Genomic DNA, 24,881 nt, shown 5'->3' with positions numbered 1-24,881 from the left:
CGGCCCTTCTGCCGCGGGCGGGAGACAGATCGGCAGGACCGCCGATCTGGACGGCGAAGCCGCCCGCAGGGCGAGCGACATGGAAGTCGCGAGTCCAGGGGGCGCGCAGCGCCGGATGAGGGCGGTGGCATCAACTGCCCTCACCCGCCCCTGCGGGGCACCCCGCTCTGCGCCCCGGCCCTCGCGTCACCACTCGGGCGTTCGCCGTCACCTGAGCCGATGGCTCACAAGCGTGCCGCCTCACCCCGCAAGCGGGAGAGGGGTCGGAAGGAACTCCGGCCCCGATCGAACCGATTCGCCGCGTCGATCGTGACCCCCCACTTTTGCCCCGCAGCGCAGCATCGGCGAGAATGGCGGTCTGCCCGCGCCCCTGTCGCCAGCCCCATGGCCAGCGAGTCCGTCGTGCGCGGTCCGTCACCCCACGCAGGATTCCACATGAATTTCCACGAATATCAGGCCAAGCAGCTGTTTGCCGACTACGGCATCCCCGTGCCGGCCGGGCGCGTCGCGTCCACCGCCGAAGAAGCCGTCGAGGCCGCCAGGGCGCTCGGCAACGGCCCCTGGATGGTGAAGGCGCAGATCCACGCAGGCGGCCGCGGCAAGGCCGGCGGCGTGAAGTTCTGCAAGACCACCGATGACGTCAAGGCCGCAGCGGCAGGCATGCTCGGCACCAATATGGCCACCTACCAGTCGGCGGGCGTCGCCCTGCCGGTGAACCTGGTGCTGGTGACCGAGGCCGGCGAGATCGCCAAGGAACTGTACCTGTCGGTGCTGGTCGACCGCGGCACCCGTTCGATCACCTTCATCGCCTCGTCCGAAGGCGGCGTCGACATCGAGCAGGTCGCGGCCGAGACCCCCGAGAAGATCCAGACCTTGAACGTCGACTTCGTCGAAGGCCTGCAGCCCTACCAGGCGCGCGAGATCGGCTTCAAGCTCGGCCTCAACGCCAAGCAGGCCAACCAGCTGGCGAAGATCATGGGCGGCCTGTACCGGCTGTTCAACGAGAAGGACCTGGCGCTGGTCGAACTGAACCCGCTGGCGATCCTCGACTCCGGCGATCTCTACGCGCTCGACGGCAAGGTCAACTCCGACGACAACGCCACCTTCCGCCACAAGGACCTTGCCGCCATGCGTGACACCACGCAGGAAGACGAGGCCGAGGTGCGTGCCAGCGAGCACGACCTCAACTACGTGACCATGGACGGCAACATCGGCTGCATGGTCAACGGCGCCGGCCTGGCGATGGCGACAATGGACGTCATCTCGCTCAACGGCGGTTCGCCGGCCAACTTCCTCGACGTCGGCGGCGGCGCCACCAAGGAGCGCGTGACCGAGGCGTTCAAGCTGATCCTGTCGTCCGACAAGGTGAAGGCGATCTTCGTCAACATCTTCGGCGGCATCGTGCGTTGCGACATGATCGCCGAGGGCATCATCGCCGCGGTCAAGGAAGTGGACGTCAAGGTGCCGGTGATCGTGCGCCTGGAAGGCACCAACGTCGAAGCGGGCAAGAAGCTGCTGGCCGAGTCCGGCCTGGCCATCACCCCGGCCGACGACATCAACGACGGCGCCCGCAAGGCCGTCGCTGCCGCTGCCTGAGCCCCACGAATCTCCCAGGAAACGAAATGTCCGTCCTCATCAACAAGAACACCAAGGTGATCGTGCAGGGCTTCACCGGCCAGCAGGGCACCTTCCACGCCACCCAGATGGTGGAATACGGCACCCAGGTCGTCGGCGGCGTCACGCCCGGCAAGGGCGGCACCACCCACATCAACCTGCCGGTGTTCAACACCGTGCGCGAGGCCGTCGAGGCCACCGGCGCCAACGCCTCGGTGATCTACGTGCCGCCGCCGTTCGCGGCCGACGCGATCCTCGAAGCCGCGGCCGCCGGCATCAAGGTGATCGTGTGCATCACCGAAGGCATCCCGGTGCTGGACATGCTGCGCGTCGACAACGTGCTCAAGCAGCACGACGACGTGGTGCTGATCGGGCCGAACTGCCCCGGCGTGATCACCCCCGGCGAGTGCAAGATCGGCATCATGCCGGGCCACATCCACATGCCGGGCAAGATCGGCATCGTGTCGCGCTCGGGCACGCTGACCTATGAAGCGGTCAAGCAGACCACCGCTGCAGGCCTCGGCCAGTCCACGGTGATCGGCATCGGTGGCGACCCGGTCAACGGCCTGAACTTCGTCGACTGCCTGAAGCTGTTCAACGAGGACCCGCAGACCGGGGGCATCATCATGGTCGGCGAGATCGGCGGCGACGCCGAGGAAGCGGGCGCCGAGTACATCAAGGCACACGTCAAGAAGCCGGTCGTGGGCTTCATCGCCGGCGCCTCGGCCCCTCCGGGCAAGCGCATGGGCCACGCCGGCGCGATCGCCTCGGGTGGCTCGGGCACCGCGGAAGGCAAGTTTGCGGCGATGGAAGCGGCGGGCGTCAAGACCGTGCGTTCGCCGGGCGACCTCGGCGCGGCGATCGCCGAACTGGTGAAGTAAGAGCGCTCGCGCGCACGGTGTGCGGTAAGCACCTCTTGAAAGGCCGCCTCCGGGCGGCCTTTTCTGTGCAGAGGCGCGGGCCGTTGCAGTCGCGCGGAGTGACCCCTCTCCGGCGAGCGAACAAAGGCCGAGGGCGTTCCGGTGCATCGAAGCGGTCCTCATCCGCCCGCTGGGGCACCCCCGACCAAAGACATCTCGGGGGCAGGCTCTTCTCCTGCGTGCGGGAGAAGGGTGGCGCGTGCTTCGCGGCCGCAGGTTCGAGTTGTTCCAACGCGCGGAATTACCCCTCTCCCGCGAGCGGGAGAGGGGCTGGGGTGAGGGCAGAAAGGCGGAGCATCCGACAACAACGCGCGGACTTTTCCGATGGTCGCAGCAGGGGGGGTGTCGCACATTGCGCTCGTCGCTGGACCGGAGCGCATGGATGCGCCAGAACGTGAAGAAGGGTCTCGCGCGCCAGTTGCGCCGCGAGATGACCGACGCCGAGCAGCTGATGTGGTTCCACCTGCGTAGCCGGTCCATGCTGGGCGCGAAGTTCCGTCGCCAGTGTCCCGTGGGCCCTTTCGTGGCCGACTTTGTCTGTGCGGAAGCGCGCCTGATCGTCGAGATCGATGGTTCGCAGCACGGCAGCGACGTGGACGCCGCGCGTACCCGATTCCTCGAGCGTCGCGGTTACCGGGTGCTGCGGTTCTGGAATCACGATGTGCTGGTGCGAACCGCACGGGTGCTGGAGGCGATCGTGGCAGAGCTGGACGTAGCGGATTGTGCGTGCGCGACCGTGGCATCGCGGTGGAGGGAGGTCCAGCAGGCCTGAGACGCCCTCATCCGCCCCTTCGGGGCACCTTCTCCCGCACGCGGGAGAAGGGTCCAAATAGCGGCGTCCGACTGTCCGGCATCGCGCGCCCTTCGAGGGTCCGGTCCTGCACCACGACAGACCGATGTGGGATGACCCCCTCGCCATCGATCCGGCCGACGGTCGTGCTGCCCGGCAGGTCGGTCGCCTGATCCAGCGCATGCAGCCCGTACATTCCAGTCTGGAATAATGGCCACCTTCCCCGTTTCCGGTGTCCCCATGTCCACGACCCTCCGCATCGCGTTGGCGCAGTTCGATTTCCCGGTGGGCGCAGTGGAGCGCAATGCCGACCGCATCGTGCAGATGATCGGCGAGGCGCGCGACGAGTTCGGCGCCGACGTGGTGCTGTTCCCGGAACTGGCGATCAGCGGCTATCCGCCGGAGGACCTGCTGATGCGGCCGTCGTTCCTGGCCGCCTGCGAGCGCGCGTTGCAGCGGGTGGCGAAGGAGACCACCGGCATCGTCGCGGTGGTCGGCTGGCCGGAGTCCGCGGGCAGCGTGCTCTACAACTCGGCCAGCGTGCTGCGCAACGGCCGCATCGAGCGCACCTACCGCAAGCGCGAGCTGCCGAACTACAACGTGTTCGACGAGCGCCGCTACTTCCATGTCGATCCCGATGGCGGCTCCTGCGTGTTCGAGGTCAAGGGCGTGCCGCTGGGCGTGCTGATCTGCGAGGACCTGTGGTTCGCCGAACCGATGGTCGACACCGTGCGCGAGGGTGCCGAGCTGGTGCTGGTCGCCAATGCGTCGCCCTACGAGCGCGGCAAGCACGCCGAGCGCGACGGCATGCTGGCCGACCGCATCGCCGAGACCGGCGCGGCGATCGCCTACGTCAACGTCGTCGGCGGACAGGACGCACTGGTGTTCGACGGTGCCTCGCTGGTGGCCGATGGCGATGGCTCGATCCATCCGGCGGCCGTCGCGTTCGCCGACCAGTGGCTGGTGGTGGATTACGACGCCGCCACGCGCCGCTTCTCGCCGCTGGTGTGGGTGGACGACGGCGACGAAAGCATGGATGCGCTGGCGTGGCGTGCGGTGACCCGCGGCATCCGCGACTACTTCGGCAAGAACGGCTTCCAGCACGCGTGGATCGGGCTGTCGGGCGGGCTGGATTCCTCGGTGGTGCTGGCGATGGCCGTGGATGCGCTGGGTGCCGGGAACGTCACCGCGGTGCGCCTGCCGTCGCGCTACACCGCGGGGCTGAGCAACGACCTCGCCGCCGAACAGTGCGAGGCGCTGGGCGTGCGGATGATGAGCCTGCCGATCGAGGCACCGTTCAAGGCCTACCTCGACACGCTGGCCGAGACGTTTGCAGGGCAGGAACCGGATGTCACCGAGGAGAACCTGCAGTCGCGCATCCGCGGCGCGATGCTGATGGCGCTGTCCAACAGGTTTGGTGGACTGGTGCTGACCACCGGCAACAAGAGCGAGTACGCGGTCGGCTACGCGACGATCTACGGCGACATGGCCGGCGGCTATGCGCCACTGAAGGACCTCTACAAGACCGAGGTCTACGGGCTGGCGAAGTGGCGCAATACCGTGGGTGGCGCGCCCGCGATCCCGCGCGGGGTGATCAGCCGGCCGCCGTCGGCGGAGCTGCGTGCCGACCAGACCGACCAGGATTCGCTGCCGCCCTACGACGTGCTCGACGCCATCCTGTTGCGCCACGTCGACTACGAACAGTCGCGCGACGAGATCGTCGCCGCGGGTTTCGAGACGACCCTGGTCGACCGCGTGCTGCGGCTGGTGCGCACCAGCGAGTGGAAGCGCCACCAGGCCGCACCCGGCCCGAAGATCTCGCGGCGTGCGTTCGGTCGCGAGCGCCGCTACCCGATCAGCAACGGCTACGGCGCCTGAGGCGTCAGCGGTAGCGGGTCCAGAGCACCGTCGCCTCCGGGCTGCCGGTGGGCGGCGCGGTCCCGGCAGCGCCGCAGGACGCGCCCAGGCAGGGCAGCGCCCCGGGATCGAAGGCGATGTCGCCGGTGGTCTGGTTGATGGTGGTGCTGCCGCTGATCGTCGCCGCGCCGGTGGCTCCCGACTGCGCGGCGACGATGATCGAGCCGTCGATCCGGGTGCTGCCGCCGGTGGCGAGGTTGTCGCCCGCCACCACGTTGCCGGAGGCGACGGTCGATGCGCCGAGATCGATGAAGCCGCCGCCGTACGAGCCGTTCGGCCGGTAGCCACCGGCGATATAGGCGGCATTGGCGAGCGTGCTGTCGAACATCGTGCGGGCGGCGGTATCGCACAGGTTGGTGGGCACCAGCTCGGCGAAGTTGGCGTTGACCCCGCCGGCCACGGACGCATTGGTGCAGGTGGATGCGTAACCCGCCCAGTTCGGCGCCATGGTGCGGTGGGCACCGGCGGTGCGGATGTTGCCGGTGGCGATGAAGGTGTTGACGTAGGTTCCGTTGCCGACTTCGAGGTTGCCGTCGAACCAGGCGAGGCCGCGCGCCATCGACGTGCCGTTGACCGTCCAGTTGCCGTTGGCATGGGCGAAGCAGCTGTTCTGAGGCGAGAACCCCTGGCAGATCGTCGCCACCGGCCGCGTGCACAGCGTGCCGGACATGTCCTGCGGGCGGCACAGCCAGTCCGGCTGGCGGCTGTTGTTGGCCAGCCGCTCGCCCAGCACATAGGTGCCGGCGGGAATGCCCTGCACATGTGCCACCGTCACCTGGATGCGTCCGTTGGCGACTTCGAAGCGGTAGTTCGCGGCTTCGCGTAGCGGGAATGTGTCCACGCGCACGCGCGGGATGTCGATCGCCGCGAGCACCGGCACGGCGACCGTCGCCGGCGTGGGGACGCCTGCCTGGTAGCCGCGCTGCACGGTGACGCGGACGTTGTTGTTGCCGGCCTGCGCGCGCTGCAGCGCACCGCCGATGGTGCCCGCCCCGACCGCCTGCCAGCCGGACACGTACAGCGAGCCGCTGGCGAACACGGCGTCCGCCGCGCCGCTGCCTTCGAGCCGCACATTGCCGCGGCTGGTGATGGTGCCCGCCGAGGTGCTGCCCAGCAGCACGACGTCGCCACCGGCACGCACCTGGCCGGTATGGCCCCAGCCCGACAGCTGCACCCGGCCGCCGGCATGCGCCGATGTCGCGCCGGCGGCAATGCTGATGTTGCGTCCCGCCACCAGGGTGGTCGGGTTGCGGTTGGCGCCGCCGTACTCGATGTCGCCGTTGGCGCGGATCGAGCCGGCGCCGCCCCCGCTGCCGGTCCAGCGCACGCTGCCCTCGGTGGTGATCGCGCTGATGGTCACGCCGCCGGCGGTCACCAGCACGTCGCCCTTCGCCTCGACCACGTCGCCGCTGCCGCCGGCGAAGGTGACGCTGCGGTCGCTGCGGATCGACATCGGCCGGGCACCGCCTTCCACCCGCACATGACCCTTCGCGCGCACCTGCGACACGCCGGAGCTGCCGCGCAGCACGACGTCGCCGTCGCTCTCCACGGTGTTCACCCGGATGCCGCTGCCGATGGTGACGTCGCCGGTGGCACGCAGGGTGTCGATGCCGGTGATCGAGGCGTTGTCGAGGCGCACGTCGCCATCGACGTTGATCACGGCGTTCTCGCCGGTGAAGGCGATGCCGCCGGAGATGTCGAGGTCGCGGTAGATGTTGATCGCCCCCAGCGTCGCCGCGCCGCCACCGCCGGGCGGTGCCGCCGCCCCGGGCAGTGCGACGATGTACACCGCTTCCACCGTCGAGGTGGTGGCCGATGTGCCTTCCGATGCGCGGCCGGTGACCTGCGCGGTCACGCGGTAGGTGGCCGCGCCGGGCAGCCGGCAGACCTCGCTGATCGTGGCCCGCGGCACCGCGATGGCTTCGGCGCCGGTGATGGCGATTTCCCCGCGCACCGGCGTGCCCTGGCAGGCATATGGATCGGTGGACGGTGCCGCCGCTGCCGCCGCGGCGGGCATGGCCGGTACCGCGTCGCGACGGCTCCAGCCCTGGCCATCGGCCCAGCGTTCGTAGCGGTCCTGCGGCAGCGCCAGCAGCGCGGTGCGGATGGTCTCGACACCGCGCCACGCGGCACCCTGTGCGGCGGTGGCGGCGTGCACGGTGAGCTGGCGCTGCTGGGTGCCGCGCAGAGAGCCGGTCATGGCGAAGACCGTGGTGCCGACCACCAGGCCGAGCAGCAGCAGCACCAGGATCGTCGCCACGCCGCGCTCGCGGTGGGCCGGACGCCGGCGGATGCGGAGCGCGCTCATCCCACACCCCCACCACCGGCCCGCAGGTTTGCGAGGCAGGTGGAGAACACCACGTCACTGCCGACCTTCAGCGACACCCGCTGCGATACCGGCAGCAGGTCCGCCTGCTGGGCGTAGGGCAGGCTGCAGGCGCCGTCCCGCTCGAAGCGCGCACTGGCCAGCGCGTGCACGCCGGCCTCGTCGCCATAGGCGCTGCCGTCGGCGGCCTGCGGCACGAAGAAGCCGGTGGCCGAGACCAGCCGCCGCGGAGCCGACGGCCCGGTTGCCGTCCAGGCGAGTGCCGGATCGTCGGCGGCACTGCAGCTGCGCCCCGGCAACCAGTACAGGCCGCGGCGGTCGGCGCCGGCATCGGCGGGCGCCACCGGCAGGCCCGGCGCGTTCGCGGCGGTGGCGATGCGCAGTCCCGCGCACGCATGCCCCGGATCGGGATGCAGGCTGTAGCGCCAGATGATCTGCCGGCCGCCGTCGAGGATCGCCAGCACACCCGGCTCGCCCGGTGCGATGCCGAAACCGGCGCGCTGCATCTCCATCTGCACGGTGAGCAGCGCGGATGCCAGCTGGCCATCGCGTTGCGCGCTGCGCGAGGCATTGCCGGACACGTCGATCAGCACGCGGTAGACCGACACCATCGCCGCGATCGTCAGGAGCGAGATCAGCACGCCGACCATCATGCTGATCAGGCTCTGGCCGCGTTGCCTGCGCGGAGTGCGGGGGCGGCGGGGCGCGAAGATCATCGCGCCACCTGCCGGGTGCCGACCACCAGTGTGGCCGCGTCGGGCGCCTGCGAGGCCGTGCCTTCGAGCGCCTGCACCGGAACGCGCAGTGCCACTTCCCGCGGTGCCGTGACCGTCGCGTTGGCGCCGCCGCCGAATCCGAGCGACACCGCCGCGCCGGGTGCGCACTGCACCAAAACCGGCTGCTCGCCCTGTGCGGTCCAGGGTGCGACGATCGTGGTGCCGCCGGCATCGCACAGGGCCACGCCCTCCATCTGCAGGGTGTTGCGCAGCTGCTCGACCGAAAGGTTCGCGACACGCGCCTCGTGCTGCCCGGCGGCCACGCGCCCCGCCACGTGCGCCATTGCGGCGCCCAGCAGGGCGGTGATCAGCACGCCGACCAGTGCTTCCAGCAGCACGTCGCCGCGCTGGTGGCTGCGCAGGGGCCTAGATGAGTTCGGCATATTCAAGCGTCTGGTTGCCGGCCCCGATGGCGATGCGCTCCTGGGTGGCGAGCGCGCAACCCGGGGCATCGGTACGGTGGCCGTGGCTGTCGTACGCCACGCAGGAGAATGTGTTGCCGTCGGCGCGGAAGCTGGACACGCTGGCGAAGCCGCCGATGCCGGTGAGTTTCAGTTCCATGTCGCGATGCGGCGGCAGTTCCGCCTGCCATTCGGGTGCCGTGCGCCAGCTGCCATCGGCGTTGCGTACCCGCACCTGCAGGCGCCTGGTGTCGTCGTGCGAAACCAGTTCCAGGCGTGCCACCCCGCCAACGGTGTCGGACGGCAGCGCACCCGGGTTGCGCAACGCCAGCGCGCGGGCCTGTGCCACCGCTTCGCTGACCTGTGCACGGGCGTGCATCTGCCGGGCGCCGTCGATCCAGCCGGCGGTCAGCGGCACGCCGACCAGCATCAGCATCGCTGCGATCGCCAGCGTGATCACCAGTTCGATCAGGGTGACACCGCGGCTGTGGCGGTGTGCGCGCAGGCGCAGACGGGCACCCGGCGCCGGTGCGCAGGCCGGAGGCGCCGCACCGGGCATCGCGGTCACCATGCGCTGCCACCGACGTCCGGGCAGTTTTCGCTGGTGCGGGTGTTGCCCGCGGTCAGCCGCAGCGTGCATCCGCCGAGCCGGCCCCCGGTGCCGGTGGCGGTCAGCGTGTAGCCGTTCTGCGGCGAATACGCGAAGGAGAAATCGCCGTCCTCCGATGCCGGCGACCAGCCCGGGAACGCCGAGCGCAGCGCCGCGGTGCTGCCGAGTGCGCTGGCCGGATACAGCAGGGTGCGCTGGCGGTGGTTCTCGACATTGGCCGACAACGCCAGCAGGTCCGCCTGGGCAACGCGCATCTTGCTGCGCAGCACATAGTTGCCATACGCAGGCAGCGCGATGGCGGCGAGGATCGCGATGATCGCCACCACCACCATTCAGTTCGATCAGGGTGAAACCTGCGGTGCCCTCCCGTCTGGCCATGCGTGCTTCTCCGGTCGTCCCCCGCGCGGGTATTCAGGCCGCCCGCGCGATACGTGCCATGGGCTCACGGTAGATGGCGGTGGATGGCCCCCGGTAAAACCTCGGTTTTCCGGCGATCCGCAGTCAGCTGGGGTTGCGTGAGGTAGCCGCTGCGTGCAGTTCCTGAAGGGAACGCGCAACCTGGTTGGCAGTTCTGTACCTGCAGGATGGCGTGCCTGAACGCTTCATCCTGCCGGGCTGGATGCATCCCATGACTAGAATGCGGGTCGTTGAGAGGGGGCGAGTCCATGGCAAAGAAGAAGCGTCGGCCAGTTGCCGGCAGTGAGCGTGTCGGCAGTGCGCGGGCGGCAAAGCCCCGGTTGCGACCGGATCCGGTGGCATTGGCGATTGCCGCAGCCGGCCTGCTGCTGACCGGCTACCTCACCGTACTGGCCTGGAGCGGATCCACGCCGGCGCTGTGCACGGAAGGCAGCGGCTGCGACGCGATCCAGTCCAGCGCATGGTCGACGCTGCTCGGCCTGCCGCTCGCGCTGTGGGGCTTCGTGCTCTATGCGCTGGTGGCGCTGGCGGCGGTCACCGGGCGTTCGGTGCTGGCGCGCTGGCGCTGGCTGTCACGGCTGTCACTGCTCGGGCTCGCGGTGAGCGTGCTGCTCACCGTGGTCGGCTGGGTCGACGTGGGCGCCAGCTGTGCGTGGTGCCTGCTGTCATTGCTGCTGCTGGCGGCGCTGTTCGCGTGGAACCACGTCCGCCGGCCGGCCGGGGCGCCGGGTGGCCCCGGCTGGACCAGCTGGTGGCTTGGCAATGGCCTGGTCGCTGTCGCGGTGATGGCCCTGCTGCTGGTCAGCGGCAGCGGCGTGCTCGACCGGCGCCCGGAGGACCCGCGGGTGGCGGGCCTGGTCGACCATCTGGACGCGATCGGCGCCACCTACTACGGCGCCTCGTGGTGCGCGAACTGCAGGAAGCAGACGCGCATGTTCGGTGCTTCGGCCAGCCGCCTGCCGTATGTCGAGTGCACGCCGGAAGGGCGCGGCGGCCCGGTGGCCGGTGCCTGCGCGCGTGCCGGCGTCGGCGCGTACCCGACCTGGGTGATCCACGGGCTGCACCACCCCGGGCTGAAGACCCCGGAGGAGCTGGCACAGCTGTCCGGCTATGTATGGTCTGCGCGGCGCGAGTGATGCGCAGCCCGTGCAGCCGTTGCTGCACGGGCTGCGATGCGTCGATCGCGTCACGGCCTGCGCCAGGGAAGGTCTGGCACCTGCGATCCCCGCGAAGGCGGTGATCCATGGCAACCGATGCGCTGCAATCCCGTCCACGGATTCCCGCCTTCGCGGGAATGACGAGCAACCAGTTCAGACCCTCCCGCGAGCGCATGCAGAAACGAAGAAGCCGGCCATCGGGCCGGCTTCCTGCTGTCGCTCTGTCGAGCCCGGGTCGGGCTCAGTCCTGCAGCGGTGAGCGCTCGCCGGCGAACGGATTGAGCTTGCGGATCGCCCACGGGTAGTCCGGCCAGTTTCGACCCTGCAGCCAGGCATGGTCGGGCTCGTTGAGCTCGAGTACGCGTCTGGCGTCCGCGGCCAGGGTCTCGTTGCCGAGCTGGGTGTAGGCCTCGGCCAGCACCGCGACGGCGTCGCTCTGGTACTCGCTCTGCGGGTAGGTCTCCAGCGCGTAGGTCGCGCGGTTCACCGCCGCCACCCAGGCGCCACGGCGCAGGTAGTACAGCGCGGTGTCCACCTCGTGGCGCGCGAACATGTTGCGCAGCGCGACCATGCGCTGGCGCGCGTCCTCGGCGTAGCGGCTGTTGGGGAAGCGCTCGGCGACGATGCCGAAGTCCGCGTACGCCTGGTTCGGCGTGGCGAGGTCGCGGCGGCTGGCATCCAGGCTCCACACCCGCTGCAGGAACACCGTGTCGCGGTTGGAGTTCACCAGCCCGCGCAGGTAATACATGTAGGCGGTATTGCGGTGCGTGGGATAGGTGCGCAGGAAGCGGTCGATGCTGGAGATCGCCTCCTCGTTGTTGCCCATCTTGTACTGCGCGTAGGCGGTCTCGATCAGCGCCTGCTCGGTGAGCGGCCCGTACGGGTACTGCGCGACCAGCCGGCGGAACGTGGTCGCGGCCGCGCTCCAGTTGCCGTAGCGCATCGACTGGTGGCCCCTGTCGTAGAGCTCCTCGACCGGAACCCCCTCGTTGACCTCCTCGCGGTCGCCACGCAGGCGCGAGCACCCGCTCGCCAGGAAGACGGCCAGCAGCGACAGGATTACTGCGACACGGAAGACGGACGGGGTTCGGGTCATGGGCTGCTGGGCGTTCAAAGCGCGAAGCGCCGATAATAGCAGTCCCGGCCGGGCACCCGTCCGGTCCCCCCTGAACCGGACCCGATGATGATCGAACCCCACGCCAGCGACGCCGATCGCGCCGACGACGAGCTCGAACCGCGCACCGTGGTGGTGCCCCCGGCACTCGCCGGGCGCCGCTTCGACCAGGTGCTTGCCGAGCTGCTGCCGGAGTTCTCGCGTTCGCGGCTGAGCGAGTGGATCAAGTCCGGCGATGCGCTGCTCGACGGCCGCCAGGTGCGTCCGCGCGATCCGGTGGCCGGCGGCGAGACGATCGTGCTCGACGTGGTGCTCGAGGATCAGACCCACGACGAGCCCGAGGACATCGCCCTCGAGGTGCTGTACGAGGATGCCGACGTGCTGGTGATCGACAAGCCGGCCGGCATGGTGGTGCATCCGGGTGCCGGCAACCGCACCGGCACCCTCGTCAACGGCCTGCTGTTCCGCGACCCCACGCTGTCCACGCTGCCGCGCGCGGGCATCGTCCACCGCCTCGACAAGGACACCTCCGGCGTGATGGTGATCGCACGCACCGTGCAGGCGCATGCCGCACTGGTGGAGCAGCTGTCGGCGCGCGCCGTGCACCGCCAGTACCTGGCGATCGTGGTCGGCGCGCTGGTCAGCGGCGGCACTGCCGATGCGCCGATCGACCGCCATCCGCGCGACCGCCTGCGCATGGCCGTGCGCGAGGGCGGCCGCGAGGCGGTGACCCATTACCGCGTGCGCGAACGTTTCCGTGCCCACACCGCGCTCGAGTGCCGCCTGGAAACCGGGCGCACCCACCAGATCCGCGTGCACATGCAGCACCTGCGCAACCCGATCATCGGCGACCCGCTGTACGGCGGTGCGCTCAAGTTGCCCAAGGCTGCGACGCCGGAACTCGCTGCCGCCCTGCGCGGGCTGCGCCGGCAGGCGTTGCACGCGGAGACCCTGGAATTCGTGCATCCGCGCACCGGCGAACCGGTCCGCGCCACCGCGCCGATCCCCGAGGACATGCGCACGCTGCTGCGGCTTCTGCGCGAGGACACCCGCGCCTTCAATGACGACGGGCGCGGCTGACATGGGTCGCGTCGCTGCCGATCGCGGTACCGGTGCGACGCCCGCGCCAGGGCGCCACGCGCGGAGCCGCTGACATGGCGACCGGAGCGGATCCGTGGCTTGCAGCCGACTGGCCGGCACCGTCCGGCGTCACCGCGTTCACCACGCTGCGTCACGGCGCGGGCGTATCGCTGCCGCCGTTCGACAGCTTCAACTTCGGCCTCAACAGTGGCGACGACGCGTCAGCGGTGCGGTCGAACCGCGGATCGCTTGCATCGCTCGCCGGCCTGCCGACGCCACCATGCTGGTTGCGGCAGGTGCACGGCACGCAGGTGGTCCGGTTCGGGGAGACAGCCGGGCACCCGTCTTCCGTCAATGGAAAAACGTGGCATGAAGCGTCGGATACGGGCAGCCCGCACGTCGGCGTCGACAACGGCGGCGTCCCCGAAGCCGACGCCTCGGTGACCGCCGCGCCCGGCGTGGTGCTGGCGATCCTCACCGCCGACTGCCTGCCGGTGGTGTTCGCCGCAAAGGATGGACGCGAGGTCGGCGCCGCGCATGCAGGCTGGCGCGGGCTTGCCGGCGGCGTGCTGGAGGCGACCATCGCAGCGATGGCCACGCCTGCTACGCAACTGCAGGCATGGCTCGGACCGGCGGCGGGGCCGGAGGCGTACGAGGTGGGTGCGGAGGTGCGCGAGGCCTTCATTGCCGGCAGCACGCAGGCGGCGGCCGCCTTCGTCGCCACCCGGCCGGGGCACTGGAAGGTCGACCTGTATGCGCTCGCGCGGCAGCGGCTGCTCGCCGCCGGCATCGGTGCGGACAGCATCCACGGCGGCGGCCTGTGCACGATCAGCGACGCCGCGCGCTTCTATTCGCACCGCCGCGACCAGCGCACCGGCCGCATGGCGACGCTGGCATGGATCCACGCGCCGCGGTAACCCGCTGCGTGGGCATCCGCGGTAACGCTTTGCGGCACGATCGCCTGCACGGGACCAGGCCCGCCCGCAGCGCGGCCCGCTCCGCGCGCATGCCTCGCCGCCTATCGGGCGCGGAGGTCCGCCAGGTAGTTGCGTCGCCAGGCGTGGATGTCGTGGCTGCGCAGGTGGTCCATCATCGAGCGCCAGCGTTCGATGCGCTGCTCGCGAGGCATCGTCGACGCCACCGCGATCGCGTCGGCGACGCCATCGAGATCGTGGGGGTTCACCAGCAGCGCGTCCTTGAGCTCATAGGCTGCGCCGGCCAGCAGCGACAGCACCAGCACGCCAGGGTCCTCGGGATCCTGCGAGGCGATGTATTCCTTGGCCACCAGGTTCATGCCGTCGCGCAGCGGGGTCACCAGGCCGATCCGCGCGCTGCGGTAGAAGCCGGTCAGGGTGGCGTGGGCGAAGTTGCGGTTCACGTAACGCAGCGGCGTCCATTCCGGCTCCGCATAGGCGCCGTTGATGTGACCGGCGATCTGTTCCAGCTCCTGGCGCAGCTGCTGGTACTCGTTGACCTCGCCGCGCGAGACCGGCGCGATCTGCAGGTAGGTGAGCGTGCCGCGCTGCTCGCGGCGGGTCTCGAGATAGCGTTCGAAGCCGCGGAAGCGCTCCGGCAGGCCCTTGGAGTAGTCCAGCCGGTCGACGCCGATGGCGAGCGCGCGCCCGTCGAGGCTCGAGCGCAGGTCCCTGACCGCGGTCTTGGTGACTGCCGCGCGTGCCTGCGTGGCGATGGTGTCGGTGTCGATGCTGATCGGATACGCAGCGGCACGGAACCTGCGGCCGCCCGGCGCCTCCATCCAGCCCTCGCTGAGCACGCGACCGCCGCCGAACAGGCGCACGTAGTCCTGGAAGCGTTCGACATCGCGCTGGGTCTGCATGCCGATCAGGTCGTAGGCGTACAGCGACGAGAACAGCCGGGTGTGGTTGGGCATCGCCGCGACCAGGTCCGACGATGGCATCGGCACATGCAGGAAGAAGCCCATCCGGCAGCCGACCCCGCGTTCGCGCAGCAGCGCCGCCAGCGGGATCAGGTGGTAGTCGTGGATCCACAGGGTGTCGCTGTCGCGCAGCTGCGGCGCCAGCGTTTCCGCGAACAGCGCGTTGACGCGCGCATAGCCCTCGCGGGTGTCGCGGTCGTAGTCGACCAGGTCGAGCCGGAAGTGCAGCAGCGGCCACAGCGTGCGGTTGGCGAAGCCGTTGTAGTAGGCATCGAAATCGCGGCGGTTGATGTCGAGGGTGACGTAGCGGATGTCGCCTTCGCTCTGCTCGTGGATGGCGCCGCTCTCGCCGCGCACCGCGCGTCCGCTCCAGCCGAACCACAGCCCGCCGTTTTCCTGCAGCGCCGCCTGCAGGGCCACGGCCAGCCCGCCGGCGCGGTTCTCGCCCGGTACGGCCACGCGGTTGGATACCACCACCAGTCGACTCACGTCGCGTCCTCCCACGAGCGTGACAGGCGCATCGCCGCCATGATCAGGCCGACGTGCGAATAGGTCTGGGGAAAGTTGCCCCACAGTTCGCCATCTTCCAGCGCGAGGTCTTCCGACAGCAGGCCGAGCGGATTGCGCCGCGCAAGGATGCGCTCGAACATCTCGCGCGCCTCGTCGACGCGGCCCATCGCGGCGAGCGCGTCGATGTACCAGAAGATGCAGATGGTGAAGCTGGTTTCGGGGGAGCCGAAGTCGTCCGGGGCGATGTAGCGGAACACCCCGTCGCCGCGCCTGAGGTCGCGCCCGATCGCCTCGACGGTCGCCACGAAACGCGGATCGGTCGGTGCGATGAAGCCGACGTCGGCCAGCAGCAGCAGCGACGCATCCAGGTAGTCGCTCTGGAACGAGGCGCTGAAGTGGTTGGCGTCCTCCCGCCAGGCGCGTTCGAGGATGCGCACGCGCATGCCGTCGGCACGCGCGCGCCAGTGCGTGGCGCGCTCGTCCAGCCCCAGGTGCCTGGCGATCTTCGCCAGCCGGTCGCAGGCGGCCCAGCACATCACCGCGGTGTAGGTGTGGACTTCGGTGCGGCCGCGGAACTCCCACAGCCCGGCATCCGGCACCTCGTAGAGCTCGAAGGCGTGGTCGCCCAGGGGCTCGAGGCGTTCGAAGTCCGCGATGCTGCCGGGATCGGCCAGCCGGCGGTCGAAGAACAGCTGGGTGGAGGCCAGCACCACGCTGCCGTAGACATCGTGCTGGCGCTGGACCCACGCCAGGTTGCCGCGCCGCACCGGGCCCATGCCGCGGTAGCCCTGCAGCGCCTCGACCTCGTGCTCGTCCAGGCGGGCGGAGAAGTCGATGCCGTACAGCGGCTGCAGCCCGCCGTCGTGCGTGGCGAGGTTGAAGATGTAACGCACGAACTCCTCCATGCTGCGCGTCGCGCCCAGGCGGTTGAGTGCGCGCACCACGAAAGCGGCATCTCGCAGCCAGCAGTAGCGGTAGTCCCAGTTGCGCGCCGAACCCGGGGCTTCGGGGATGGAGGTGGTCATCGCGGCGATGATCGCGCCGCTGTCCTCGTACTGGCACAGCTTGAGGGTGATCGCGCTACGGATCACCGCGTCCTGCCACTCGAATGGAATCGACAGGTAGCGCACCCATTCGCGCCAGTAGCCGGTGCTGCGGTGGAGCGCCTCCTCCATGAAGCCGTGCAGCGGCCGGGTGAGGGTTTCATCCACGCCCAGCAGCAGGTGCATCCGGTGGGCGAGCACGAAGGGCGTGCCCTCGCGTACGAAGCGCACCGGCACGTCGGTGGTCAGGCGCAGGGTGAAGTCCGGCAGCAGGTAGCGGATGTGGTTGCTGCCCCAGGTGGTCGCCGCGCGCTGCTCGCCCCAGTGGGTGAGCGGACGCAGGCGCACGCGGATGCGCGGACTGCCCGACAGCGGGGTGACGCGGCGCATGATCGAGACCGGGCGGTACAGCCGCCCGTGCTCGCGCCAGCGCGGTGCGAAGTCGATGATCTCCACCGCACCGCCATGGCTGTCGTGGAGCACCGTGCGCAGGATCGCGGTGTTGGCCAGGTAGGCCTGTTCGCTGCGCTCGAAATCCTCGAGCTCGATGGCGAAGTCGCCGCCCTCCTGCTCGCGCGGCGACAGCAGCGCGCAGAACGCGGGATCGCCATCGAACGCAGGCAGGCAGCTCCAGACCACGCGGGCGCGGGCGTCCAGCAGGGCGCCGAAGCTGCCGTTGCCGATCACGCCGAGGTCGAGGGTGGCAGCGGTATCGGGCGCGAAGGGTGCGGTGGGCGGTGCGTTCATGCGGGAAGGGCATCCTCCAGCCAGGCGTGCACGGCGGCGACGTCGGGCAACGTGTAGTGGGCGGCGCTGGGTTCGCGGGTGCCGACCAGCACGCTGAGGCCGTGGCGCGCGTTGACGACGGCGAAGCCGTGCTCGTCGGTGAGGTCGTCGCCGACGAACACCGGGATGCGGCCGCGGAACGGCGGCTGGTCGAGCAGCGCGGCGATGGCATCGCCCTTGTCCGCCCCGGCGGGGCGCAACTCGACCACGTGGTCGCCGGGTTGCAGGCGGTAGCCGGGCAGGCGCGGCAGCGCGGCCTCGGCGAACGCACGCAGCTGCGGCCCGTGCTGGGGCGCGGCGCGCCAGTGCAGGCCGAGCGCGACATCCTTGTCCTCGACCAGGGTGCCGGGCAGGCGCGCCGAAAGTGCTTCCGCTTCGGCACGGATGCGATGCAGCGCCCCGGGTGCGGCCACCGGTGCGGACTGCCGGTCGCCGTTGCGGCGTTCCAGCCCGTGCAGGCCGGCAGCCGGAAGTCGCAGGGGTGCGAACAGCCGGTCCAGCGTCGACAGCGGGCGTCCGCTGATCAGCGCCAGCGCGCCATCGAGGCGCTGGTGCGCATGCTGGAGGCTGTCACGCAGGACGGGGTCGACGACCACCGCCGACGGTTCGGTGGCAAAGGAGAGCAGGGTGCCGTCCACGTCGAGGAACAGGGCCCAGGCCTTGTCGATCGAAGGCGGCGGCGGTCGGGTGGGGGACTCGGCAGCCATCGGGGCATTCTGCCGGATGCGGCGTGAGGATTGGTCTGCACGGCGTGGCGGGCGATCGTGCAGGCGCCATCGCCGATAATGGCGGGTCCTTCCACGTCAGGAGTCCACCATGACTGCAACCACTCGCGCCGGGCTGGCGCAGGTTCCGGGCGTCGCCGGCGAGCGCGACGTCGCCACCCGCGGCTTCGTGTTCAACCACACGATGCTCAGGATCAAGGACCCGCAGGCGTCGCTGGATTTCTACACCCGCGTGCTCGGCTTCACCCTGGTGCGCAGGATCGACTTCGCCGAGGCGAAGTTCAGCCTCTATTTCCTGGTGCTGACCGACGACCCCGGCGCGATCCCCGACGACGATGCGGCGCGCAAGCAGTGGCTGGCCGGACAGCCGGGCGTGCTCGAACTCACCCACAACCACGGCACCGAAGCCGAGGCCGGCGCGGTCTACCACGATGGCAACAGCGATCCTCGCGGCTTCGGCCACATCTGCGTGAGCGTGCCCGACGTGGTCGCGGCCTGTGCGCGCTTCGAGGAACTCGGCGTGGCCTTCCAGAAGCGGCTCACCGACGGCCGCATGCGCGAGCTCGCCTTTATCCGCGATCCGGACGGCTACTGGGTGGAGATCATCCAGCCGACGCCGTTGGGCTGAGTTGCGGCGAACTGCCGTCCACACCCCCGCGTGGGTTGTGGGGCTTCTGGAGAGCGGTTCGTGGGTTGTGAAGCTGGTGAACAGTCATCCGTAGTGAGCCGGCGCGGTATCGCCCGTCGGGACACGCCGTGAATCCATCCATGGAGGCTTGACGGCGCCATTCATGGCGCCGACAGTCCCGCCGCTCGATACCGCACCGTCTCTCTCGACGCCGCAGCGGCTGTGATGAAAAGCATCGGGCGGTGCCCTGTGGCCGGGACCGGTGAAGCAGATTCCTCCCTTGCGCCCAGGACCCGTGCGATTCCCCGGAAGTAGGGGCGCTGCGGGCAACCACACAGGTTCCGGGACCGACATGCATTGGTGGTCGAGTGATCGCCACCGCTCGTGCGTCAGGTCCCCGTGATGTCTGCAGGCGGGGCGGGGTAGGCCAGTGGGGAACCGTAGGCGCCACGGATGGCGCCTACGAGCCTCCATGGATGGATCCACGGCGTGTTTCCCACTGGCCTACCCCGTCCCGACCCTACGGCGCATAAAACCCTTGCTTTCCGCGCTGCGACCCGCATCTGATGGGTATCGCCGGCCAGCCGCCGGCCACGATGCCCGAGGACACGCCCATGCGGATGGACAAGCTCACGTCGCGCTTCCAGCAGGCCATTGCCGACGCCCAGTCGCTGGCCGTCGGGCGCGACCACAATCTCATCGAACCCACGCACCTGCTGGTGGCGCTGATCGACCAGCAGGGCGGCGGCACGCGCCCGCTGCTGTCGCAGGCCGGGGTCAACGTGCCGCTGCTGCGCGAACGGCTGGGCGAAGTGCTCGAGCGCCTGCCGAAGGTGTCGGGCCAGGCCGGGCAGGTGTCGGTCGGCAACGACCTCGCGCGCCTGCTCAACCTCACCGACAAGCTCGCGCAGCAGCGCGGCGATGCCTATATCGCCTCGGAACTGTTCCTGCTGGCCGCGCTCGAGGACGGTGGCGACGCCGGCCGCGCGCTCACGGCCGCCGGCGGCACGAAGCAGGCGCTGGAGGCCGCGATCGACAAGGTCCGCGGCGGCGAGCGCGTGCAGGACGAGAACGCCGAGGAATCACGTCAGGCGCTGGAAAAGTACACCGTCGACCTCACCGCGCGCGCCGAGGGCGGCAAGCTCGATCCGGTGATCGGCCGCGACGAGGAGATCCGCCGCACCATCCAGGTGCTGCAGCGCCGGACCAAGAACAACCCGGTGCTGATCGGCGAGCCCGGCGTCGGCAAGACCGCGATCGTCGAGGGACTCGCCCAGCGCATCATCAACAACGAGGTGCCCGAGGGCCTGCGCGGCAAGCGCGTGCTGTCGCTCGACATGGGCGCGCTGATCGCCGGCGCCAAGTTCCGCGGCGAGTTCGAGGAGCGCCTGAAGGGCGTGCTCAACGACCTGTCCAAACAGGAAGGGCAGGTCATCCTGTTCATCGACGAGTTGCATACCATGGTGGGCGCCGGCAAGGCCGAAGGCTCGATGGATGCCGGCAACATGCTCAAACCCGCCCTTGCGCGTGGCGAGCTGCACTGCATCGGCGCGACCACCCTCGACGAGTACCGCAAGTACGTCGAGAAGGACGCCGCGCTGGAGCGCCGCTTCCAGAAGGTGTTCGTGGGCGAGCCGTCGGTGGAGGACACCATCGCCATCCTGCGCGGGCTCAAGGAGAAGTACGCCGTGCACCACGGCGTCGAGATCACCGACCCCGCGATCGTGGCCGCGGCCACGCTGTCCAACCGCTATATCGCTGACCGCCAGCTGCCCGACAAGGCCATCGACCTGATGGACGAGGCGGCCAGCCGCATCCGCATGGAGATCGACTCCAAGCCCGAGGAACTCGACCGCCGCGAACGCCGGCTGATCCAGCTCAAGATCCAGCGCGAGGCGCTGAAGAAGGAAAAGGACGACGCCTCGAAGCAGCGCCTGGCCGATCTCGAAGCCGAGATCGCCACGCTGGAGCGCGAGTACAACGACCTCGAGGAAGTGTGGAAGGCCGAGAAGGCCACCGTGCAGGGTGCCACCAGGATCAAGGAGCAGATCGAGGCGGCGCGGCTGGAACTCGAGGCGGCGCAGCGCCGGCAGGACTTCGCGAAGATGAGCGAGATCCAGTACGGCCGTCTGCCGGAGCTGGAAAAGCAGCTCAAGGCCGCGCAGGAGGCCGAGACCACCGGCTTCACCCTGCTGCAGGACAAGGTCACCGCCGAGGAGATCGCCGAGGTGGTCGCGCGCTGGACCGGCATCCCGGTGAGCAGGATGCTGGAGGGCGAGCGCGAGAAGCTGCTGAAGATGGAGGAGATGCTGCACGCGCGCGTGGTCGGCCAGGACGAAGCGATCAGAGTGGTGTCGGATGCGGTGCGGCGTTCGCGCGCGGGGCTGTCGGATCCCGATCGGCCGTCGGGCTCGTTCCTGTTCCTCGGCCCGACCGGCGTCGGCAAGACCGAACTCAGCAAGGCGCTGGCGGAATTCCTGTTCGATTCGGCCGACGCGATGGTGCGCATCGACATGAGCGAGTTCATGGAGAAGCACGCGGTCAGCCGTCTGGTGGGTGCGCCGCCGGGCTACGTGGGTTACGAGGAAGGCGGTTATCTCACCGAGGCCGTGCGCCGGCGCCCGTACAGCGTGATCCTGCTCGACGAAGTCGAGAAGGCGCACCCGGATGTGTTCAACATCCTGCTGCAGGTGCTCGACGATGGCCGCCTGACCGATGGCCAGGGGCGCACCGTCGACTTCCGCAACACCGTCATCATCATGACCTCCAACCTCGGCTCGCAGATGATCCAGGAGCTGGCCGGCGAAGGCGGTGCGGGTGGCGACGAAGGGCAGTCGGCGATCGCCTACACGCAGATGAAGGCGGCGGTGATGGGCGTGGTGCAGGCGCATTTCCGCCCGGAATTCGTCAACCGGCTCGACGACATCATCGTGTTCCACCCGCTGCAGAAGGCGCAGATCCGCCGGATCGCGCGGATCCAGCTGCGTGGCCTGGAACAGCGCCTGGCGGACCGCGGGCTGAAGCTGGCGATCAGCGACGCCGCGTTCGACCTGCTGGGCGATGTCGGCTTCGACCCCGTGTATGGCGCCCGCCCGCTCAAGCGTGCGGTGCAGCAGCAGCTGGAGAATCCGCTGGCGCAGAAGATCCTCGCCGGTGAATTCACCAGCGGCGATACCGTGAGGGTGGATGCCGACGGTGGTGCACTGGTGTTCGCCCGGGGCTGAGCCTGCAATGCATGCGGCCGCTGCGCCGCATGCATCCAGCGGCTTCATGACGCATGCGCAGTCAGCGTTTGCTGACGTGCACTTCATCGGCGCTCTGTTGCAGTGCCGGCGGACGGACGACAGGCGAACGGACGCGGGTCGCTCCCTGCACCCATGAGGTTTCCATGCGCATCCTGATCACCGGAGGCAGCGGCTTTCTGGGCCGCGCGCTGACTGCCGCGTTGCTGTCGCAGGAGGCGAGGCCCACCTGGCTGTCGCGCGATCCGCGCGGCATCGACGCGCCCGTTGGCGTCGAGGTGCGCGGCTACGACAGCCTGCAGGCGAGCGACTGCTTCGACGTGGTGGTGAACCTCGCCGGCGCCGGGATCGCCGACCGCCGCTGGAGTGACGCCCGCAAGCAGGAGTTGTTCGACAGCCGCCTCGGCCCGACCCGCACCGTGGTGGACTGGATGCGCCGCGCGCAGGTGCGGCCGCGGCTGCTGCTGAGTGGTTCTGCGGTGGGCTGGTACGGCCACCAGCCCGCCATGCTGGAGCTGGCCGAAGACAGTGCCCCGCAACGCGATTTCGTGCATGCGCTGTGCGCGCAATGGGAACGCGCGGCGCTGGAGGCGGTGGCACTGGATGTGCCGGTGGTGCTGCTGCGCACCGGGGTGGTGCTCGACCCGGCCGGCGGCATGGTGCGCAGGCTGCTGCCGGTGTTCCGGCTTGGTGCCGGTGGCCGCCTGGGTGATGGCGAGCAGGTCCTGAGCTGGATCTCGCGCGAGGACTGGGTGCGTGCGGTGCTGCAGCTGCTCGACCCGCATGCCGGCCGGCCTGCGCTGGCCGGGCCGGTCAACCTGACCGCGCCGGCGCCGGTGAGCAACCGTGAGTTCACCCGCATCCTCGCCCGGTCGGTGCGCCGGCCGGCATGGGCCGCGGTACCGGCGCAGGCCCTGCGGCTGGTGCTCGGCGAGATGTCGACGCTGTTGCTGGAAGGCCAGCGGGTGCTGCCGCGGCGGCTGCTGGACAGCGGCTTCGAGTTCAGCCATCCGCGCCTGGACACGTTGCTGCGCCCCGGGTTCGCCTGAGCGCCGCCACCCGCGCACGACGCCGGTGCGGGGCTCGCCCGGCTACGCAGCCGATGCCGTGCCCGGGTCCGGCACCGGCCTGGCCTCGCCTGGCATCGCGGTGGCGAATGGCGGGTCGCGCAAGGCACGGAACGGCGGTGTCGCCATCACCATCTCCGACAGCGAATACGCCAGCTCGCGTTCGGCGAGCACCGCGGCATCGGCCCCGCGCTCAAGCAGGTGGCGTACCTCGCCTTCGCTGTGCGCGCGCGCCAGGATGCTCAACGCCGGATTGGCCTGGCGCATGCGTGCAATGGTCTCGCCGGCCTCCAGTACGTGCGGAATCGCGAAGATCGCCATCTTCGCAAGCTCCGGCCGCGCTTCCGCGAGCACCGCTTCCATGGCGACGTTGCCGCGCACAGTGGGAAAGCCGGCATCGCGCGACTGCTCGACGCGCTCGCCATCCGCCTCGACCACTACCAGGGGCACGCCGCGTTCGCGCAGCAGCCCGGCCAGGTGGCTGCCCACGCGCCCGAAGCCCACCAGGATCGCGTGATCGGCGATCAGCAGCGGCTGCGGCTGTTCCGGGCGCGGCGCCATGGCCTCGGCGCGTGCATCCTCGCGGGCCTGCCAGCGGTCGAGCAGGGCGAACAACAGCGGGTTGCACATGATCGACAGCAGCGCGCCGGCGAGGATGAGGTCCTGGCCTTCGGACGGGAGCACCCCCAGCCCCAGGCCGAGCCCGGCGAGGATGAAGGAGAACTCGCCGATCTGCGCGAGGCTTGCGGAGATCGTCAGCGCGGTCGCGTTCGGCTTGCCGAACGCGCGCACGATGCCCCAGGCGGCCAGCGACTTGCCGACCACGATGATCAGGAAGGTCCCAGCACTTCCAGCGGGTGCTCGACGACGATGCGCGGGTCGAACAGCATCCCCACCGACACGAAGAACAGCACCGCGAACGCATCGCGCATCGGCAGTGAGTCGTTCGCCGCCTTGTGGCCGAATTCGCTTTCGTTGAGCAGCATGCCGGCGAAGAACGCACCCAGCGCGAACGACACCCCGAAGAACTCCGAGGCGCCGAACGCCACGCCCATCGCCACCGCCAGCACGCACAGCGTGAACAGCTCGCGCGAGCCGGTGCCTGCCACCCGGCCCAGCACCCAGGGCATCACCCGCCGGCCGACCAGCAGCATCACCGCGACGAAGGCGCCGACCTTGCCCAGGGTGATCAGCAGGCTGATGCCGACTCCGCGACTGCCGACGCCGCTGGCGGTGCCTTCCAGCGCCGCCGCGACCGGCGGCAGCAGCACCAGCGTCAGCACCATCGCCAGGTCCTCGACGATCAGCCAGCCCACCGCGATGTGGCCGCGCACGGTGTCGAGCAGGCGCCGCTCCTCCAGCGCACGCAGCAGCACCACCGTACTGGCCACCGACAGCGCCAGCCCGAACACCAGCCCTCCCGCGTGCGACCAGCCCAGCAGGCGCGCCAGCCCCCAGCCCATCGCGGTGGCCACGCCGATCTGCACCACCGCGCCAGGCAGCGCGATGACGCGTACCGACATCAGTTCACGCAGCGAGAAGTGCAGGCCGACGCCGAACATCAGCAGGATCACCCCGAGCTCGGCGATCTGCGGTGCCAGCTCCTGGTCGGCGACGAAGCCCGGGGTGAACGGCCCGGCGATGATGCCCGCCAGCAGGTAGCCCACGGTCGGCGACATCCGCAGACGCTGCGCGGCCAGGCCGAGCACGAACGCCAGCACGAAGCCCACGCACAGGATCGAGATCAGCGAGATGTCGTGCGGCATCGGTGGCGTCCCGGTCAGGCGGTTCGCGGCGGGTCGGGCGCAGCTCGCGAGCTTGCGCGCGCGGGTGGATCAGCAGGCGCTGCGAGTCTGGCACA

Annotated in this window: 19 protein-coding genes and 1 pseudogene; 10 read left to right on the top strand and 10 right to left on the bottom strand. The window is 70.0% G+C overall.

Translation table 11 applies throughout. The features are described from left to right. The first annotated feature begins 435 nt into the window (after nt 1–435). The 4 genes from sucC to LDO11_RS11980 all read left to right on the top strand — a co-directional run bounded on the left by sucC (nt 436) and on the right by LDO11_RS11980 (nt 5,202). Nucleotides 436–1,596: an ADP-forming succinate--CoA ligase subunit beta gene (gene sucC, locus LDO11_RS11995; RefSeq protein ID WP_232141754.1), complete on the top strand. Its 1,161-nt coding sequence runs from the start codon at nt 436–438 to the stop codon at nt 1,594–1,596. Between the two features lie 26 nt (nt 1,597–1,622). Continuing rightward, nucleotides 1,623–2,495: a succinate--CoA ligase subunit alpha gene (gene sucD, locus LDO11_RS11990; RefSeq protein ID WP_232141753.1), complete on the top strand. Its 873-nt coding sequence runs from the start codon at nt 1,623–1,625 to the stop codon at nt 2,493–2,495. A gap of 421 nt (nt 2,496–2,916) precedes the next feature. After that, entirely contained in the window at nt 2,917–3,306 is a 390-nt protein-coding gene (locus LDO11_RS11985) for an endonuclease domain-containing protein (RefSeq protein ID WP_129136690.1), read from the top strand. Between the two features lie 258 nt (nt 3,307–3,564). Then, a complete protein-coding gene (locus LDO11_RS11980) occupies nt 3,565–5,202 on the top strand; it encodes an NAD+ synthase (protein WP_232141752.1) in 1,638 nt (545 codons plus the stop codon). 4 nt (nt 5,203–5,206) lie between these two features. On the opposite strand, the gene LDO11_RS11975 is transcribed toward LDO11_RS11980, so the two are convergent. From LDO11_RS11975 to LDO11_RS11955, 5 genes are read right to left on the bottom strand one after another with little or no spacing between them, the layout of a single operon-like run. After that, entirely contained in the window at nt 5,207–7,549 is a 2,343-nt protein-coding gene (locus LDO11_RS11975; protein WP_232141751.1) for a FapA family protein, read from the bottom strand. Further along, entirely contained in the window at nt 7,546–8,283 is a 738-nt protein-coding gene (locus tag LDO11_RS11970) for a PulJ/GspJ family protein (RefSeq protein WP_232141750.1), read from the bottom strand. Before LDO11_RS11970 ends, LDO11_RS11975 begins: the two co-directional genes overlap by 4 nt. After that, nucleotides 8,280–8,726 (bottom strand): hypothetical protein, encoded by a 447-nt coding sequence (locus LDO11_RS11965; protein WP_232141749.1) that lies wholly within the window; start codon nt 8,724–8,726, stop codon nt 8,280–8,282. The genes LDO11_RS11970 and LDO11_RS11965 overlap by 4 nt, the downstream gene beginning before the upstream one ends. Beyond that, complete coding sequence (locus tag LDO11_RS11960; protein ID WP_232141748.1) at nt 8,710–9,315, bottom strand: pilus assembly FimT family protein; 606 nt, start codon at nt 9,313–9,315, stop codon at nt 8,710–8,712. The genes LDO11_RS11965 and LDO11_RS11960 overlap by 17 nt, the downstream gene beginning before the upstream one ends. Continuing rightward, nucleotides 9,309–9,683: a type IV pilin protein gene (locus LDO11_RS11955; protein ID WP_435574637.1), complete on the bottom strand. Its 375-nt coding sequence runs from the start codon at nt 9,681–9,683 to the stop codon at nt 9,309–9,311. Before LDO11_RS11955 ends, LDO11_RS11960 begins: the two co-directional genes overlap by 7 nt. Nucleotides 9,684–10,019: 336 nt before the next feature. On the opposite strand from LDO11_RS11955, the gene LDO11_RS11950 reads away from it, so the two are divergent. Continuing rightward, nucleotides 10,020–10,907 (top strand): vitamin K epoxide reductase family protein, encoded by an 888-nt coding sequence (locus tag LDO11_RS11950; protein ID WP_232141747.1) that lies wholly within the window; start codon nt 10,020–10,022, stop codon nt 10,905–10,907. Between the two features lie 262 nt (nt 10,908–11,169). Here LDO11_RS11950 and LDO11_RS11945 read toward each other — a convergent pair whose 3' ends face one another. After that, nucleotides 11,170–12,024, bottom strand: a complete 855-nt coding sequence (locus LDO11_RS11945; RefSeq protein ID WP_232141746.1) for an outer membrane protein assembly factor BamD — start codon at nt 12,022–12,024, stop codon at nt 11,170–11,172. 87 nt (nt 12,025–12,111) lie between these two features. On the opposite strand from LDO11_RS11945, the gene rluD reads away from it, so the two are divergent. Further along, nucleotides 12,112–13,122 (top strand): 23S rRNA pseudouridine(1911/1915/1917) synthase RluD, encoded by a 1,011-nt coding sequence (rluD, locus tag LDO11_RS11940; protein ID WP_232141745.1) that lies wholly within the window; start codon nt 12,112–12,114, stop codon nt 13,120–13,122. 74 nt (nt 13,123–13,196) lie between these two features. Continuing rightward, complete coding sequence (pgeF, locus tag LDO11_RS11935) at nt 13,197–14,039, top strand: peptidoglycan editing factor PgeF (RefSeq protein WP_232141744.1); 843 nt, start codon at nt 13,197–13,199, stop codon at nt 14,037–14,039. Nucleotides 14,040–14,140: 101 nt separating this feature from the next. Here the strand turns inward: pgeF and otsA are convergent, their stop codons facing one another. Genes otsA through otsB form a run of 3 tightly spaced genes read right to left on the bottom strand, consistent with a single transcriptional unit; the run spans nt 14,141 to nt 18,065 of the window. After that, nucleotides 14,141–15,508: an alpha,alpha-trehalose-phosphate synthase (UDP-forming) gene (gene otsA, locus LDO11_RS11930; RefSeq protein WP_232141743.1), complete on the bottom strand. Its 1,368-nt coding sequence runs from the start codon at nt 15,506–15,508 to the stop codon at nt 14,141–14,143. Then, complete coding sequence (locus LDO11_RS11925) at nt 15,505–17,319, bottom strand: glycoside hydrolase family 15 protein (RefSeq protein ID WP_232141742.1); 1,815 nt, start codon at nt 17,317–17,319, stop codon at nt 15,505–15,507. Before LDO11_RS11925 ends, otsA begins: the two co-directional genes overlap by 4 nt. Beyond that, nucleotides 17,316–18,065 carry a trehalose-phosphatase gene (gene otsB, locus LDO11_RS11920; RefSeq protein WP_232141741.1) on the bottom strand — a complete coding sequence of 250 codons (750 nt, stop codon included), beginning with the start codon at nt 18,063–18,065 and terminating at the stop codon, nt 17,316–17,318. Before otsB ends, LDO11_RS11925 begins: the two co-directional genes overlap by 4 nt. Nucleotides 18,066–18,174: 109 nt before the next feature. On the opposite strand from otsB, the gene gloA reads away from it, so the two are divergent. The 3 genes from gloA (at nt 18,175) to LDO11_RS11905 (ending at nt 23,002) form a co-directional block, all read left to right on the top strand. Beyond that, nucleotides 18,175–18,711, top strand: a complete 537-nt coding sequence (gloA, locus tag LDO11_RS11915) for a lactoylglutathione lyase (RefSeq protein WP_232141740.1) — start codon at nt 18,175–18,177, stop codon at nt 18,709–18,711. Nucleotides 18,712–19,325: 614 nt separating this feature from the next. Beyond that, the gene (clpB, locus tag LDO11_RS11910; protein ID WP_232141823.1) at nt 19,326–21,935 is read left to right on the top strand and encodes an ATP-dependent chaperone ClpB; all 2,610 of its coding nucleotides are present in this window, start codon (nt 19,326–19,328) and stop codon (nt 21,933–21,935) included. A gap of 164 nt (nt 21,936–22,099) precedes the next feature. After that, nucleotides 22,100–23,002, top strand: coding sequence for a TIGR01777 family oxidoreductase (locus tag LDO11_RS11905; protein ID WP_232141739.1), 903 nt, complete (start codon nt 22,100–22,102; stop codon nt 23,000–23,002). A 42-nt stretch (nt 23,003–23,044) separates the two neighbouring features. Here the strand turns inward: LDO11_RS11905 and ybaL are convergent. Next, a pseudogene (gene ybaL / locus LDO11_RS11900) lies at nt 23,045–24,786 on the bottom strand (YbaL family putative K(+) efflux transporter). Nucleotides 24,787–24,881: the final 95 nt, after the last annotated feature.

The sequence above is a fragment of the Alterluteimonas muca genome (assembly GCF_021191595.1).
In the GTDB taxonomy this organism is placed as follows: Bacteria; Pseudomonadota; Gammaproteobacteria; order Xanthomonadales; family Xanthomonadaceae; genus Luteimonas; species Luteimonas muca.
The sequence above is the reverse complement of the archived record's forward strand: the minus strand, read 5'-3'. Positions and strand labels throughout refer to the sequence as shown.